Source organism: Prodigiosinella aquatilis, assembly GCA_030388725.1.
Taxonomy (GTDB): domain Bacteria; phylum Pseudomonadota; class Gammaproteobacteria; order Enterobacterales; family Enterobacteriaceae; genus Prodigiosinella; species Prodigiosinella aquatilis.
Genome location: CP128857.1, coordinates 2926973 through 2942648 on the forward strand (window position 1 = coordinate 2926973; position 15676 = coordinate 2942648).

Annotated in this window: 13 protein-coding genes; 2 read left to right on the forward strand and 11 right to left on the reverse strand. The window is 53.0% G+C overall.

Annotated features, from left to right (window positions below; translation table 11 throughout):
- The first annotated feature begins 61 nt into the window (after window positions 1–61).
- Both PCO85_13570 and PCO85_13575 read left to right on the forward strand, forming a co-directional pair.
- Complete coding sequence (locus tag PCO85_13570) at window positions 62–403, forward strand: carboxymuconolactone decarboxylase family protein (GenBank protein WJV52273.1); 342 nt, start codon at window positions 62–64, stop codon at window positions 401–403.
- A 772-nt stretch (window positions 404–1175) separates the two neighbouring features.
- The gene (locus tag PCO85_13575; GenBank protein WJV52274.1) at window positions 1176–3134 is read left to right on the forward strand and encodes a methyl-accepting chemotaxis protein; all 1959 of its coding nucleotides are present in this window, start codon (window positions 1176–1178) and stop codon (window positions 3132–3134) included.
- A gap of 62 nt (window positions 3135–3196) precedes the next feature.
- On the opposite strand, the gene PCO85_13580 is transcribed toward PCO85_13575, so the two are convergent.
- The 11 genes from PCO85_13580 to PCO85_13630 form a co-directional block, all read right to left on the reverse strand.
- Window positions 3197–3712: an Lrp/AsnC family transcriptional regulator gene (locus PCO85_13580; protein ID WJV52275.1), complete on the reverse strand. Its 516-nt coding sequence runs from the start codon at window positions 3710–3712 to the stop codon at window positions 3197–3199.
- Between the two features lie 160 nt (window positions 3713–3872).
- On the reverse strand, window positions 3873–5189 hold the full coding sequence (gene gabT, locus PCO85_13585) for a 4-aminobutyrate--2-oxoglutarate transaminase (protein WJV52276.1): 1317 nt from the start codon (window positions 5187–5189) through the stop codon (window positions 3873–3875).
- Between the two features lie 175 nt (window positions 5190–5364).
- A complete protein-coding gene (locus tag PCO85_13590; protein ID WJV52277.1) occupies window positions 5365–6291 on the reverse strand; it encodes a glyoxylate/hydroxypyruvate reductase A in 927 nt (308 codons plus the stop codon).
- Window positions 6291–7136 carry a GNAT family N-acetyltransferase gene (locus PCO85_13595; protein ID WJV52278.1) on the reverse strand — a complete coding sequence of 282 codons (846 nt, stop codon included), beginning with the start codon at window positions 7134–7136 and terminating at the stop codon, window positions 6291–6293. Before PCO85_13595 ends, PCO85_13590 begins: the two co-directional genes overlap by 1 nt.
- A 7-nt stretch (window positions 7137–7143) precedes the next feature.
- Window positions 7144–8475: an FAD-binding oxidoreductase gene (locus PCO85_13600; GenBank protein ID WJV52279.1), complete on the reverse strand. Its 1332-nt coding sequence runs from the start codon at window positions 8473–8475 to the stop codon at window positions 7144–7146.
- 87 nt (window positions 8476–8562) lie between these two features.
- Window positions 8563–10239 (reverse strand): ABC transporter ATP-binding protein, encoded by a 1677-nt coding sequence (locus PCO85_13605; GenBank protein WJV52280.1) that lies wholly within the window; start codon window positions 10237–10239, stop codon window positions 8563–8565.
- On the reverse strand, window positions 10236–11087 hold the full coding sequence (locus tag PCO85_13610) for an ABC transporter permease (protein WJV52281.1): 852 nt from the start codon (window positions 11085–11087) through the stop codon (window positions 10236–10238). The genes PCO85_13605 and PCO85_13610 overlap by 4 nt, the downstream gene beginning before the upstream one ends.
- Window positions 11087–12040, reverse strand: coding sequence for an ABC transporter permease (locus PCO85_13615; protein ID WJV52282.1), 954 nt, complete (start codon window positions 12038–12040; stop codon window positions 11087–11089). The genes PCO85_13610 and PCO85_13615 overlap by 1 nt, the downstream gene beginning before the upstream one ends.
- Window positions 12041–12055: 15 nt before the next feature.
- Window positions 12056–13660, reverse strand: a complete 1605-nt coding sequence (locus PCO85_13620) for an ABC transporter substrate-binding protein (GenBank protein WJV52283.1) — start codon at window positions 13658–13660, stop codon at window positions 12056–12058.
- 33 nt (window positions 13661–13693) lie between these two features.
- A complete protein-coding gene (locus PCO85_13625) occupies window positions 13694–14971 on the reverse strand; it encodes an FAD-binding oxidoreductase (GenBank protein ID WJV52284.1) in 1278 nt (425 codons plus the stop codon).
- 35 nt (window positions 14972–15006) lie between these two features.
- Window positions 15007–15675 carry a haloacid dehalogenase type II gene (locus tag PCO85_13630; GenBank protein WJV52285.1) on the reverse strand — a complete coding sequence of 223 codons (669 nt, stop codon included), beginning with the start codon at window positions 15673–15675 and terminating at the stop codon, window positions 15007–15009.
- Window position 15676: the final 1 nt, after the last annotated feature.

Below are 15676 nucleotides of genomic sequence, written 5' to 3' on the forward strand. Positions count from 1 at the left end.
TATTTATCTTGCGGTGGGAACACCCACTATCGAGCCATACGTTTGTTAACAGGAGCCAAGCATGAGCAAGAGTTACAAAACCATTAATCAGGAACAACGTCAGTTAAGCGTGGCTTACCAAAAAGAGAGTACGGAGGTCATGGATGCGTTCATGGCGCTGCACAAAGCAGCCATAAAGGAAGGTGCGCTAAGCATCAAGCAAAAAGAGCTAATCGCGCTGGGCATCGCTATTGCCGCACGTTGCGACGGTTGTATCGCTGCTCATGTTGCCGACTCACTCAAGGCCGGAGCCAAAAGAGAAGAACTGGTAGAGGCTATTGATATTGCCATTTTAATGGGCGGTGGCCCATCGATGATATACGGCACCCAGGCACTTGCCGCCGTTACTGAATTAACTGAGTAATTTCGACTGACTTCCATACCGCGCCTGAGCCTGTATTCATTGACTACTTTCAGCAATTATCAAAAAGGCGCGGATGTAAAAACCAGAATATACCCTGAATAATTCAAGTTGCAGGAAGGCGGCAACACAGCGAATCCCCGGGAACTTACTCCCATAAGTGACCAGGATGAGTAAGGAGAGCCAACACCCCTGCCATTTGAAGGATCATGAGTATAGCAATAGGTACTAATGCGAGTCGGCTGATAACAGCATTATTAATTTTTAGTTAAGTCTTATATTATTCATAACATGAAACATTCAATAAAAAATAATAAAAAATATCACTACTCATACTAATAACAGATTGTGATAACCATAGTTACTGATCCGATGAATATACCTGTTATCTCACGTATTACAGGTATATTGGTATCCTTCAGTTACCCGGCACATCTCTGGGTTTCCCCCCTTAGCCCAGCCGCCAGTCGCACGCAAATAACTCTATATAATATTAAATAAAATCAATAAATTATATTGTAAAATCAGAAGCCACTCACCTACTATCTTCTGGCATATTGAAACCTGTTGGGTATAACAGCATTGCGATATAATCCCGTGACATAGTTAGTACAGATAAAATAGTTATCGAAAAAGTGAAAACAGATAATTATTTCCACTGAATTAAGGAATAAAGATTGGTTGCTTAATTCATCGCGTGACACAGATCAACGTTATGTCATATCAATATACTTTACGATGATTTAACATTTACTCAAGGATAATGGAGAGAATAATGGGAATAATATCGTCTTTCCTCTCTACTGCCGGTAAAATCGGCATTCACGGAACCAGCCCCACCAGTGGTAGCTTTGATTGTGATGCCCTGCCAACATCACTCCACGCAGCCGGTGTTCCCAATAAATCAGGTCTGCTGCTTACTTTCGTGCCTCCCAATGTAAATTTCTCGCAAGTCAGTGCTGCCTGGCAGCAGCTCTCCACCCCTAACAGAACCGTGGTTACCCTTTCATCGACAGGAGCGTTGTGCACCAAATCAGACACCTCCACCTATTGCGACATGGAGGGCCATCAGGGCAGTTGGTTATGGTTACCTCAGTCATTGATTTCCCAACATGAAGTCCACATGGTTGATCTGCACGTGCAGAGAAAAGCCACTGCACGTCAGCGGATTGATGCTATTCGCAAGGAATTGGAACGACTTGATGTCAAAATGCCGTTATCGGCGGACAGAACGTTTGCCCTGGTGTATTGCGATGGACTTTCTGCCTCGGAAGGTTTTTTGATGCAGGCCTGGTATGCCTGCGGACGCTTTCCCTGCCTGCCGATTGGTGGTTCTGCTGGCGGTAAACTGGATTTTAGCGCCACTTATATCGGTACTGGCGGTGCAGTACTACAGGGAAAAGCGGTATTAATTTTTTGCCGAATGGCTAAAGGCAAATCCTTTGCACCATTCAAAAGTCAAAACTTTGAACCGACATCAAAAAGCTGGCTGGTTGCCGAAGCCGACCCGGTGGCACGTACCGTTACCTCAGTATTCGATGATCAAGGCCAGACAATACCCATTGTTGCAGCATTAGCCGATTACCTCCGTTGTCCACCAGATCAAATCGGCAATCGCCTGGAGGGAAAAACCTTTGCAGTAAAAGTGGATAACGAATATTTCATTCGTTCTGTGGCGGCAATCAAAGCTGACCATATCGACTTTTTCTGCGATCTGGAGTTCGGCGACCGACTCCATCTGCTTCAGGCAACCGATTTTATCGCCACAACCCACAATGACTGGCAACAGTTCGTTTCCCACTGCGGTACAACACCTAGTGGCCTGCTGCTTAACGATTGTGTTCTACGACGAATGGGAAATCTCACAAAGCTGGATAAGGCCAGTTTTTTCGGAAACGTCCCGGCCGCAGGCTTTTCCAGCTTTGGTGAAATTCTCGGTGTTCCTATTAACCAAACCTTGTCAGCGCTGGCTTTCTTCAATCGCGATATCCAGGCCATGACTCGCTTTCCTGTCGAATATGCGGCATATGCTGGTCATTATGCGCAACGTTCATTGCGTCGCTGGGAAGCGCTCAACAGCATTCAATCTCATGTTGTCAATCAGGTCGTAGACTATGAACGAACACTCGCGCCGTTGTTAAGCACTCTGCCCCAACTCGAAGATGCGACGATGCGTCAGAGCAAAACACTGGAAATGGCGCAATCTAGTATCCTCGAAATCAGCGATAGTGCGACATTAACCCGCTCCGAACAGGATCGGCTGGAAAACGGTCTTAACGATCTTGAGCATATTTCGCTCGATATCAGTCAAATAACCGGCGGTATCAATGCCATTGCCGATAAAACCAATCTGCTGGCGCTTAACGCGGCAGTCGAGGCTGCCCGGGCTGGTGAGGCAGGCCGGGGTTTTGCCGTCGTCGCTGAGGAAGTGCGCAAACTTGCCAGCTCGTCAAAAGAGCAGGTGGATGCCACCACAAAAAGCATTAAAGAAGCGGTGAATACCATTGCTCATATTCGGGAAATTGCCTCACAAACAGTCAGTACGACACAAGGAATGGCTGATAAGAGCATTTCTGCTGCGAATCAGATTGCCAGCATGAGTGCGGATACCAACAAAAACCACAGCAACCTCACCGCAAATCTGAATAATCTAAAAGAATTGGTCAAAGGGATGGATGCCATGCAGGACGCACTTGACCAATTAACCATGTTGCAACGATTGACATCATCCTGATGTACTGAATATTCGGCCCCCTCCTACCCGTGACGAATACACGAGGGGGCCAGCATTAATAGTCAGGATAAAGGGAATTCTACGTGAGTCTGGCGGGTAATCAGTGATCGCAACGGAACACTGCTTTTCATAATCGGCGATTTAATAACAATATAACTAAAGTATTTATCGATACCGACTTTGCGGTCCAACAGCCCTTCTATCACTTCCTGATAATGCTCAATGCTGCGGGTAATGAAACGCAGCAAATAGTCGTACCCACCGGTAATCAGGTGACACTCCATCAGTTCATCTACCTCGCGGATCGCGTTTTCAAACTTGATGAACTCTTCCCGGCGATGCCCTGCCAACGTCACTTCAGTAAACACCGTTACCGAATCGGTAATTTTAGTGAGGTTGATATGTGCCTCATAGCCAGTAATAAAGCCTGCGGATTCCAGTCTTTTTACCCGTTGCAGGCAAGGGCTGGGGGAAAGGCCAACCGCGTCAGCAAGGTTCACGTTACTGATACGACCATCTTTTTGCAGGTGTACCAGAATATTGATATCAATGCGGTCAAGTTTCATTAAACCGTTCATAACCCCCCTCATTGGCCAGTCAGACGCTATTACTCAGATGATATAGCACGACTCCGACGGTATAACACGCTTTCGGCCTGTTACGCCAGTGTTAACCCTGGGCATACCATCGGTGTGTGCTTTGTGAATAATGCTTTAAAATCAATAAGGAGTGAAATTACTATCCCAACCGTCCCGAGGCACGAGCCAGAGCAATATCAAAGATATGCGAAGCTTCTTCCAGTTGCGAATCACTGGTGACCAGCGGTGCCAGAAAACGAATGGTATTACGGTATACCCCACATTTAATCAGTAACAGCCCTTCCTGACAGGCATAATCCAGAATTTTCTGCGCCAATGTGGCATCCGGTTTACGGCTATCTGGATCGACTATTTCGGCAGCCAGCATAAAGCCCGTACCGCGCACGTCACCGATGCAGGCATACTTTTCCGCCAGTTGCTGCAATCTGGCCCACAGTTGCTGCCCCAGCGTATTTGCCCGAACCAGCAACGTCCCTTCTTCCATCAGATCCAACACCGCCAGCGCAGCGGCGCAGGCCAGGGCGTTACCACCATAAGTACCGCCCAACCCGCCTGGCAGAGCGGCATCCATTATATCGCCGCGACCCATCACACCAGAAATCGGTAATCCGCCGCCAAGACTTTTGGCAACCGTGATCAAATCAGGCACGATGCCGCTGTGCTCATAGCCAAACATTTTTCCGGTGCGGCCAAAACCACTCTGGATCTCATCACAAATCAATACGATACCGTGCTGCTGGGTCAATTGCCGCAGCGCCTGCATAAAATGAGGTGATGCGGGCAAAAAACCACCGTCCCCTTGTATCGGTTCGATAATTATCGCTGCGACCCGCTCCGTCTGAATTTGTGTGACAAACAGCGACTCCAGCGCCGCCAGACAGGTGGTTTCACTGATGCCATGGAAGGTATTGGGAAATGGAACCCGATAGATATCTCCGGGGAACGGGCCGAAATTCTGTTTGTAGGGCTGACTCATGCCGGTGAGCGCGATACCTAGCGATGTTCGGCCATGAAAAGCGCCGTCAAAAGCTATCACACCACTGCGCCCAGTATAGGCTCGGGCTATTTTCACCGCATTTTCCACAGCTTCAGCACCGCTGGTAAAAAATACGCTTTTATACGCCACATCGCTGCCTATCAACTGATTCAGCCGCCGTGCCAATTCAATGTAACCGGGGTACGCCGCCACCTGGAAGCAGACATGAGAAACCTGCTGGAGCTGTTGCTGTACCGCAGACACCACCGCCGGGTGATTATGGCCCACATTCAAGACGCCGATTCCGGCGACAAAATCGAGATAACGATTACCTTCGATATCCCAGACCTCGGCCCCTTTTCCTTTGGCGATAACCAATGGATGTGCGGTAACAACACCTCGCGGAATATGCTCTACGCGGGAATCAAATAAAAGGGTGTTATCAGCAAATACCTGCTGTTCAGCCATAAATTTCTGCATTGCGTTACCTCCTCGACGAGAAAATATCTGCGCTGATGTAATGTAATAAGCGCATTCTGCTGACAATCGGAATCACCGTATCAATAGCATGGAGTATTGAGTTAATGGGTATTGCGTAAGTTACATTTCAGAGCACATTGCACGAATGGAAGCGCCGACAATGGCAGATCAACGGCTAATATCCCTGTTGCCGGTCAATCAGCCCAATCATCGTTTCACCTCGTTCAAAACGGGCGATATTCTCCAGCAATGCCGCAACCGCTCCTTCAGCCTGAGTCTGACTGGCGATATGAGGCGTCAGCCATAATGCCGGGTGGGACCAAAAAGGATGTGTGGCCGGCAAGGGTTCAGGATCCGTCACATCTACCACTGCTGCGCGTAAATGGTGGCTATCCAGCGCCCGCAATAAGTCTTGATGATCAAGCTGTGCCCCCCTTCCCACCTGAACCAGCGCCGCCCCCTGCGGAAGCTGTGCAAATAGTCGGGTATTCAGCATGCCAGTCGTCGTGGGTGTTAATGGCAGCAGGCAAACTAAAATATCGGTACGCGCCAGAAACATGTCGAGTTCAGCTTCACCATACCAGCAGCGCACACCCGGTAACGCCTTAGGCGTACGGCTCCAACCCCCACAGTCAAAACCAAACTGTTGCAACTGCGCCAGCACCGCTTTTCCCAGTGTGCCCAGCCCCATCACGCCGATGCGGCGTTGCGGCGCAGGGATCAGTTGATGCCCTTGCCAGCGAGCTTCACGTTGTTGTTGCAGATAGCACGGCATGTCACGGTGCAATCCTAAAACGGCAAACGTGACATATTCCACCATCCCACGGGTAATGCCCGGTTCAACCATACGCACCACCGACAATGATTGCGGCAATCTGCGAAAATCAAATTGATCGGCTCCCGCCCCCACTGAAAACAGCACGTTGAGATTCGGTAAACTCGCCATCAATTCTGCTGGCGCATCCCAAGCCACCAGATACTCCACCGCTGCGGGATCCGGTATCTCCGGCCACTGACGAAAGATCGCCGTTGGCTGTTGTTGGGCAATCAGCGCCGCCCATTGTTGTCCACGCCCCGGCGTGGATTTAAACAGAATGTTCATCAGGCCAGCGCCTGCGTCATCAGAGCAAAGGCACTCATGCCAGCCGGTGTCGGTTGCCAGGGCGTACCACGGATCATCATCACCGGCGCATCCACCTGTTGCAGGCCGCAATCCCTTAACCAACTTCCCAGACCTAATGTTGGATCGCTGTCGATGCGCACAAATTCCCCGCGCCGTGATGACATCAAAGCACTGATCAGTTGTTGCGCCGCCATCGCACTATCAGCGATAACGGGGCCGATCACGCATCCGCGGCCGAAATGGTGTATGGCCGCGAACCCCACGGTTTTGCCATCCTGCACCAGCATTATCACTCTGGCCGTCGCCAACAAATGCTCAAACAGCGCCGGGCGATACAACCCATGAGCTTGCTGATCCAACGAGGTCAACAACGCCATGTCATCGGGCAACGCCAGACGTAATTGCTGGCCTGGCAGCAGTGGGATCGCCGCTATTGGCCTCAGTCGCGAACATTGATACTGGTGAATTTCTCCAGTGGCGGCGAATCCCAGCCTGGCATAGAGTCCCTGACCCGCGACGGTCGCATGCAGACGGACATTGCATCCCGCTAACCCATCCAGCAATCCTTCCATCAGCAAACGTCCGATCCCCTGCCCTTGCCGTGCCTTATCCACCACCACCAGACCGATAGTCGCCCACTCATGCCCCCAGCGCCAGCACAGTGCGGTGCCGACGGGTTGACCATCCGCTTCCATCATCAGACCCGTACCAAGCTTCAGCGCATCCCGCCAGTCTTCCCGGCGATGCGGCCAATCCATCTGTTGTGTTAACATCCAACCACAGTCAGCATCTGCGGTAGTCATCGTGCGTAATCTCAGACTCATTTTTCCCTCACATCATGCCCGGCACATCAAGCCCGGAACCATCCACCAGTCGTGAATAACGAAACGGGGTCGGGTCAACAATCGGCGTATCACCCGCGATCAAGTCGGCTGCCAGACGTCCGGCACCGGGACCGATACCAAAACCATGAGCACTGTAACCAGCCGACAGTAACAGACCCGGCAATTTTTCCACCGGAGAAATAACCGGAATGGCGTCCGGCGTGCTGTCGATCATCCCGCCCCAGGCTTGTACCGCTCGCACGGCAGCCAACGCCGGATACTCTTTCCGCATCGCCGCCAGACCTTCCTGCACCATCGACATATCCGCTGCCGGATCAAGGATACGTACATTTTCAAACGGTGAACGTGCATCAAATTGCCAGGACGCGACAGTTTCCGGGCCAGTGAAGAACGGCTTGAACCCGATACGGAGTGAAAGATTTTTGCGGCGCGACTTGAATGTTGGATAGAACTGCCGGGCATAGCGCAAGCTCTGGATGCCCGGTTCCAATCTTCCCCGACCAGAAACGGAGACCGTATAGCTGCCATCCATCTGTGGTCGACAGGCAAATGCGGCGGTATAGAAAGGCATGCTGATCACTTGTTCAATCGGCGCGGTACGAAACGCGGTTCCGATAACATTACCCAATGGCAGTTCGATACCATGACGGCGGCAGAACATCGAGGTCCACACGCCACCCGCACAAATCACACGGGTCGTTTTAACCAGCCCGCGTTCCGTCCACACTCCACTTACCTTGCCTGCGGAAATATCCAGCCCGCGCACTGCGCACTGCTGGATAACATCGGCACCCAGACGTTGTGCGGCGATCACCAGTCCGGCACAGGCCAGCGCGGGTTCAGCATGACCATCCATCGGCGATGATACGCCCCCCAACCAACGGGTGGTGCTGCCCGGCGTCATGGCTTTGGCCTGCTCAGCGGTCAGGATATCGCTGCGCACACCATAGGCTTTAGCCATTTGCCCCCAACGATCCCAGGCATCAATCTCCGTCTGATCCTGCGTGGCATACAGTAAACCGGAGCGACGGAATCCCAGTTCCTCGCCGGTTTCATGCTGTATTTCTTCCCAACGCTGCAAAGCATAAATAATTAACGGCAACTCCCGCTCATCCCGGTTCTGCTGTCGACACCAGCCCCAGTTACGGCTGGACTGCTCCGCCCCGACCAACCCTTTCTCCAGCAGCAAGACACTGATCCCTTTTTTTGCCAGTTCGTACGTCGCTGCGGCACCGGCAATGCCGGCACCCATCACCACCACATCCACTGCTTCCGGTAAGTGACCGCTATCCTGAACATATCTGATCGGTGCTGGCATCTGTTTTCCTCTGTTTAACCGTATGTTGTCGTATTATCTTGCCCGGTATACGAGCTTATTGCTGCAAGGTAGTGGTGTCATCCGACACTATTCCGCTTTTAAAATCTCGATAGGCAGTGCTTCATGCTCTTCCAGCCAGCCTTGCCGTAATTCCGGCACCGCCCGTTTCAATCGTTCATAATACAAATCAGTCGAGGGTTTATCGTAATCGGCCCGCGCGACCTGTGTCACCTTACGGCCTCCTTGCATGACAATAATCTCATCGCACACGGCACGTACCGCATGCAGATCGTGGCTGATAAATATCACCGTCAATCCGAGTTCCCGGCGCAGGTCGGTAATTAAATCCAGGATGGCGGCGGCGACCACCGTATCCAGCGCCGAGGTAACCTCATCACACAAAATCAGATCGGGTTCGGCGGCCAGCGCCCGCGCCAGATTAACCCGCTGTTTCTGACCACCGGACAGCGCAGCGGGACAGCGATGCAACACATCATGCGGCAGTTTAACCAGATCGAGTAATTGCCGCATCCGCCGTTCCAGCGCCGCGCCGCACAGTCCGTGAAACAGCATCAACGGGCGTTTGATAATGGTGCCAATGGCGTGGGCCGGATTCAGCGCCGTATCCGCCATCTGGAATACATACTGGATACGCCGCAGCTCATCCGGTGAACGTTGCGACAAGCTGGCGGCAATATAGTGACCATTAAACAGAATGTGACCGTCACCCGGCACGTTGATGCCGGCAATCGCATGCGCCAACGTGGTTTTCCCCGATCCGGACTCACCGATTATCCCCAGAGCCTGACCGCGATATAGCCGGAAATTAAAATCGTCCAGTATTTTGACCCGTGGCTGCCCATCTGCCCCCTTTGGTCCATAACCTGCTACCAAATCACGCACTTCCAGCAGCGGCTGCACCGTTGATTCTTGTGGCTGCCATACGCTTTCACGTTGATGTTGTCGGGCCGCCGCCAGCAAGGCGCGGGTATATTCCGCCTGCGGTGCCGTCAGCAGTTGGTTGGTGGTGCCATATTCCGCGATATTGCCATTGAGCAAGACCAGAATACGGTCTGCCATCTGGGCTACCACCGCCAGATCGTGACTGACGTAAATCGCCGTCATGCCGCGCTGACGCACCACACGCCGGAACACTTTCAGTACCTCCACTTGCGTGGTGACATCCAGCGCGGTGGTGGGTTCATCCAGAATTACCACTTCCGGGTCGCTCATTAAGGCCATCGCCGTCATCAACCGCTGCAACTGACCACCGGACACTTGATGTGGATAGCGCTGACCAATACTTTCCGGTTCAGGCAGCGCCAAATCGCGGAACAGCGTCTGTGCTTTGGCCTGTGCCTCTTTACGCCGCATCAAACCATGGATCAGTACCGGCTCAATGACCTGTTCCATAATGCGCATCGCCGGATTAAACGCCGCGGCGGCGCTCTGGGGAATATAGGCCACCCGATTGCCACGAAACTGACATAACCGGGATGGCGTCAACGAGCGGACATCCGTACCGGCAACGTGAATGTTACCGTCGGCAATCCGACAACCGTGACGGGCATAGCCCATCAACGCCAGTGCGATGGTGGTTTTGCCGGAACCGGATTCACCAATCAGCGCCAGCACTTCGCCTTTCTGTACCGTAAAGCGAATATCGGAGACCAGATTCACCTCCTGTCCCTCATCAGTCTGAGCGACAATACGCAGGTTCTCTACCGAAACCAGCGGCCGCGCTGTATGCGCTGTCACGTTCATGCACTCCCCCTGGCCAGCGTAAGTGGACGCCGCGTTTGCAGACTGTCAATAAACAGGCTGACGCCGATGGTCAGGCTGGCGATAGCGATGGCCGGCATCAGCACCGCCGGAGCGCCATCAAACAACCCTTGCATGTTTTCCCGTACCAGCGTACCCCAGTCGGCATAAGGTGGCTGCACGCCCAGCCCGAGGAAACTCAAGCCACTGAGTAGCAGGACGATATAGACAAATCGCAGACCCAGATCAGTCAGCATCGGGTGCAGCATATTCGGCAGGATATCGTGTACGGCAATATACCAGCGACTTTCGCCGCGCAAGCGGGCCACCTGTACATAGTCCATTGAGCGCAGACTACCGGCTATCGCGTAGGCAATACGATAAGCGCCGGGCCAGTAAGTCACCACCGCAGTGAGAATCAGCATTGGTAGTGACGATCCAAACACCGCGACCATCATCAAGGCCAGAATCTTGCCGGGCATAATCAGCAACGCATCATTGATGCGGCCAATCACTTCCTCCAGCCAGCGCCCTGCCAATGCGGCAAACAACGCCAGCGTCGTTCCCAGCAGGCTTGCCAGCAATGCGGCCGTCAGCGCCAGTCCGAGGGTATAACGCGCGCCATACAGAATTCGGCTCAGCATATCCCGGCCGAGATAGTCGGTACCCAGCCAGAAGTGACGGCTGACGTCGCCGAACAGATCACCGCTGCCGATATCCTCCAGACTGTGCGGCGCCAGACTATTTCCGCACACCGCCATCAAGATCCAGAACAGGGTGATCGATAAACCCACCCGCCCAGCGTTCGACAGTGATAAAACAAAGCGCCACGGCAACAAGAGTCGGTTCATCAGCCCCTCCACTTAGGATTGAACGCAATGGTGATGATATCCGCCACCAGTAACAACGACAGATAACAGACCGAGAAAAACATCACGCAGATCTGTACCACCGGCAGATCACGGTTGCTGACCGCATCCACCATCTGACTGGCCAGACCGGGATAGCTGAAAATGGTTTCAATGATCAGTACCCCGCCGAACAGATAGGACAGACTGAGCGAAACAGCATTGGCAATCGGCCCTACTGCGTTGGGTAAAGCATGACGCAGGATGGCACGCAGCGGTGAAACCCCTTTGAGCAACGTCATTTCAAGATAAGGGCTGTCCATCTGATTAATGATGGCTGAACGCGTCATCCGCGCCATTTGTGCCACCAGCACGCAACACAGGGTTATCACCGGCAGCGCGTAGGTACGTAAAAACCCCGCCAGATCCTGATTCGGCGACCCCAGAGACATAGCGGGAACCCAATGCAGCTTCACCGCAAAAATCAATACCGCTACCGTCGCCACCAGAAACTCCGGCACAGCTACTACGGACATCGTGCCGATCACCAGTACGCGATCCAACAGAGAACCACGTTTCATGGCTGCGGTAATACCAATCACCAGCGACAATGGGACAGATACCAGCGTGGTAACGGCTGCCAGCTCAAACGTGGCCGGAATGCGTTGCGCGATCAATTGCGTGACCGGAACATTGCTGGCGAAAGAGGTGCCAAAATTCCCGTGCAATATACCGGTAATCCACAAGATATAACGTACCGGCAAGGGCTGATCCAACCCCAGTTGCTGACGCAGCGCCGCCACGGTTTCCGGCGTGGCGGACTGACCGAGAATCATTTGGGCCGCATCCCCCGGCAACAGACTGGTGATGAAAAAAACCAGTGCCGAGATAATCAGTATCATCAACAGACCAGCGCTACAGCGCCGGGCGATCAGTGCCAACATGTACCGGTTCATTACGCTTCTCCTTGATCAGGCAGACAACCAGGCAAATTCATGGAAGCGATAGCCCATCAGCAGACCTGACGGCCAGGCCTCAATTCCTTTCACCTTACGGCTGTAACCATCAAGAGAACTGATGAACAACGGAATGAGTGTACTGTTATGGTCATAAATCAGCGTCTGCATATCGCCGTACATCTGCTTGCGTTTTGCCGTATCACGCTCACTGCGTGCTTGCATCAGCAACTGGTCAAATTGCACATTTTTCCAGCCGGATTCATTCCACGGCGCATCAGAGCGGTAAAACTGGGAGAACAGCATATCCAGCGTCGGGCGCGGATTAATGGAGCCGTAACCGATGGGATCTTTCATCCAGTGTGCTGACCAGTAGCCATCATAGGGTACGCGTCGTACCTGCAAATTCATCCCCACCGATGTCCCAATCTGTTGTAATAACTGACCGCCTTCCACCGCCCCTTCAATATTCGGTGTGGTGACAATTTCGGCTTTGATACCTTGTAGACCAGCCTTTTTCAGATGAAAGCGGGCTTTATCCAGATCGTAGGGCCGCTGCGGCAGATCCTTGTTGTACATCGGATGCCAGGGTGGAACCGGCACATCGTTGGCAATATCGCCATAGCCCTGTAACACGGTTTTCAACAGCATTTCTCGCGGTTGCATGTACTTCATGGCCAAAACAAAATCAGGATTGTTTCCCGGCGCACGATCAGCACGGATGATCAGATCGCTGTACATACCGGACTTACTTTCCAGAATGCCGAACTGATTGCTCTGGTTGAGGCGTTTTACATCCCGGGCCCCGATAGTCGCCACAACATGCAAGTCACCAGATAATAGTGCGTTAACACGGGCCGCCTGATCGGTCACGCCCAGCAGTTCAACTTCATCCAGATGCGGCAGTCCCGGTTTCCAGTAATTTTTATTGCGGATCCCTACCGAACGCACACCCGGTGAAAATTCCTGACAAACATAAGGCCCCGTGCCCACGGCTTTGGTGAAGCTTTTGGTGCCGTCCTGCAGGATCAAGAATGGGCTGGTGGCAAGGATGGACGGCAAATCAAAGTTGGGCTGTACCAGCACAATCTTTACTTCTGTCGGGTTGATCGCCGTTGCCGACTGAATCTGATCCGCCAGCTTGATAGCCACTGAACCGACTGCCGGATCTTTATGCCGCAACAGGGAATAAACCGCATCCTGTGCTGTCAACGGTTTACCATCGTGGAACGTGACGCCGGAACGCAGTTTGAACTGCCAGACGCGACCATCGGTAGTTTCAATACTCTCGGCCAAGGCTGGCTGAGGGATCATGTGTTTATCCAGCTCGGTCAACCCATTGTAAAACATGAACTGGCGCGTGTAGTCGCCATTATTACTGCCTTTAGCCGGGTCGAGGGTATCGGTAGCCGAGGCATTGGACACTGCTGCACGCAGTTTTCCGCCGTTGACCGGGGTTTCGGCGGCGAAGCCCAGATCCGGGAAACCGAACAGCCCGGTACTCATCACCACACCAGCAGACAGCAGCTTGATGACGCCCCGCCGGGAAAACGACACATCGGTGATGGCTTGCGTCAGCGGTGAAATCTTTGCCTGGTTATTTTTATCAAATTTACTCATCTGTCTACCCTCAAAATGATAACGTTGTAGAACTCAGGAGAACCGATCCCTGGCTTTGTAGTAGAGACCCGCTAGTGGTAAAAACCAGGGTTTGCCGAAATAACCGGGTATCGCTGGCCAGTGCTTGCGCATCCACGGGTTATCGCCAGCATGACCAGTAACACAGTTCGCCATAACGTTTCCCATCCATACCGACATCTGAGTACCGTGTCCGCTATAACCCACTGAATAGAACACGCCATCATGCTCACCGGCCCGAGGCAAACGATCGGCGGTCATATCGACCTGTCCACCCCAGCAGTAATCAATCCGGGCTTCTCGTAATACGGGGAATAGCGCACTCATGCCCGCTTTCAGTACCTCGCCACTGCGCTGATCCGAGGTCGGGTTGCTCATTGCGAAGCGAGCACGACCACCGAAAATCAACCGTTGATCTGCCGTGGTACGAAAGTAATTGCCGATATTCATTGACGTCACATAAGTGCGTGTCGTCGGAAACAGCGCGGCCAACAGCCCGGCATCCAATGGCTCCGTGGCCACGATAAAGCTGCCCACGGGAATAATGCGGCGCTGGAACCAGCGGAACGGGCCGTGATTAGAACAACCAGTCGCCATCAATACCCGGTCGGCATCAATTTCACCGCGTAGTGTTATTACCCGGTGGCGATAGCCTTCCACCCGATGCAACCCCGTCACGGGAGTCTGTTCAAAAATACGTGCGCCATGACGAGCCGCCACATTCGCCAGCCCAATGCCAAACTTGCCCATGTGCATCTGTCCACCACGGTGTTGAATCAACCCGCCATGAAAACGGTCGCTACCGATTTCATGGCGAACATCCGCCGCACTCATCAGCTCAACGTCTGGATCAACCGTGTTACGCATCATTTCCCAGGCTGCCTGCAACGCCGGGAAATGAGACGGTTTACTGGCCAGTTTCAGCTTTCCGCAACGCAGAAAATCACACTCGATCTGCTCTTCCACCACCAGCCGCTGCACATAATCGACGGCATCGGCATAAGCACGGTAATAGCGGCTGGCCTGCTCCAGCCCCTGGCGGGCTACCAGTGAAGAAAAGTTTTGCGCCACACCGGTATTGCAATGTCCCCCGTTGCGACCTGACGCCTGTCCCAGCACCGTTTCCGCTTCCAACACCACCACTTGCTGTCCGCTGCGGGCCAGACTTCTCGCCGCAGACAACCCGGTAAACCCGGCACCGATCACCACCACATCAGCCCGCGACGGCAGTTCATCCTGATCCCCGCCAGTAAAAACCGGTGCTGTTGCCTGCCAGAAGGATTCCAGTTTCATCACCCGCCCCTTTTCGTTACGGCGCAATTTGTGGTTTAAAGCCCGACAATGGCGGCCAGCCCACCGATATTGCTAATTTCGGTGTAGCCATAGTATGGATTGCCGGCATCATGCCCGCGGTTTACAAAAACCTTATGGGTGATCCCCATATCGTGAGCGGTCATCAGGTCATAACGCAGACTGGAAGAAACATGCAGAATCTCTTCCGGGCCACAGTTGAGCTGAGCGAGCATATATTCAAAGGCCCGCATCTGTGGTTTATATGCGCCAGCCTGCTCGGCGGTGAAAACCTTGTGAATCGGCGCGCCCAGTCGCGGCACGTGATATGTGATCAGGTCATCCATAGAATTGGTCAACAACACCAGCGGGAATTCACGTGCCACGGTTGCCAGCCCGGCGGGAACATCCGGATGCGGCCCCCAGGTGGTGACAGCGGTATTGATGGTGTCACAGTCATGTTCATCACAAGGGATATGCCATTTGGCACAGGTGCGTTGCAGCGCGTTACTCACTACCTGCGAATAGGGTTTCCACGCGCCCAATACTTCATCCATACGGTAGGCCGAGAAATCGCTGATGAAGCCAGGCATATCCGCTTCGCTGACCCGATCAGCAAATCTGGCGGCAGCAGCACCGGCCATATCAAATTTGATCAGAGTGCCATAGCAGTCGAACGTGATGTATTTCGGTTTAAACACAGCCATT

What these genes read in the sequence shown, in the direction of transcription:
- PCO85_13600 (WJV52279.1), bottom strand. Translation starts at nt 8,475, where the DNA reads ATGCCAGCACCGATCAGATATGTTCAGGATAGCGGTCACTTACCGGAA.
- PCO85_13630 (WJV52285.1), bottom strand. Translation starts at nt 15,675, where the DNA reads ATGGCTGTGTTTAAACCGAAATACATCACGTTCGACTGCTATGGCACT.
- PCO85_13570 (WJV52273.1), top strand. Translation starts at nt 62, where the DNA reads ATGAGCAAGAGTTACAAAACCATTAATCAGGAACAACGTCAGTTAAGC.
- PCO85_13610 (WJV52281.1), bottom strand. Translation starts at nt 11,087, where the DNA reads ATGAACCGACTCTTGTTGCCGTGGCGCTTTGTTTTATCACTGTCGAAC.
- PCO85_13605 (WJV52280.1), bottom strand. Translation starts at nt 10,239, where the DNA reads ATGAACGTGACAGCGCATACAGCGCGGCCGCTGGTTTCGGTAGAGAAC.
- PCO85_13615 (WJV52282.1), bottom strand. Translation starts at nt 12,040, where the DNA reads ATGAACCGGTACATGTTGGCACTGATCGCCCGGCGCTGTAGCGCTGGT.
- PCO85_13590 (WJV52277.1), bottom strand. Translation starts at nt 6,291, where the DNA reads ATGAACATTCTGTTTAAATCCACGCCGGGGCGTGGACAACAATGGGCG.
- PCO85_13595 (WJV52278.1), bottom strand. Translation starts at nt 7,136, where the DNA reads ATGAGTCTGAGATTACGCACGATGACTACCGCAGATGCTGACTGTGGT.
- PCO85_13625 (WJV52284.1), bottom strand. Translation starts at nt 14,971, where the DNA reads ATGAAACTGGAATCCTTCTGGCAGGCAACAGCACCGGTTTTTACTGGC.
- PCO85_13575 (WJV52274.1), top strand. Translation starts at nt 1,176, where the DNA reads ATGGGAATAATATCGTCTTTCCTCTCTACTGCCGGTAAAATCGGCATT.
- gabT (WJV52276.1), bottom strand. Translation starts at nt 5,189, where the DNA reads ATGCAGAAATTTATGGCTGAACAGCAGGTATTTGCTGATAACACCCTT.
- PCO85_13580 (WJV52275.1), bottom strand. Translation starts at nt 3,712, where the DNA reads ATGAACGGTTTAATGAAACTTGACCGCATTGATATCAATATTCTGGTA.
- PCO85_13620 (WJV52283.1), bottom strand. Translation starts at nt 13,660, where the DNA reads ATGAGTAAATTTGATAAAAATAACCAGGCAAAGATTTCACCGCTGACG.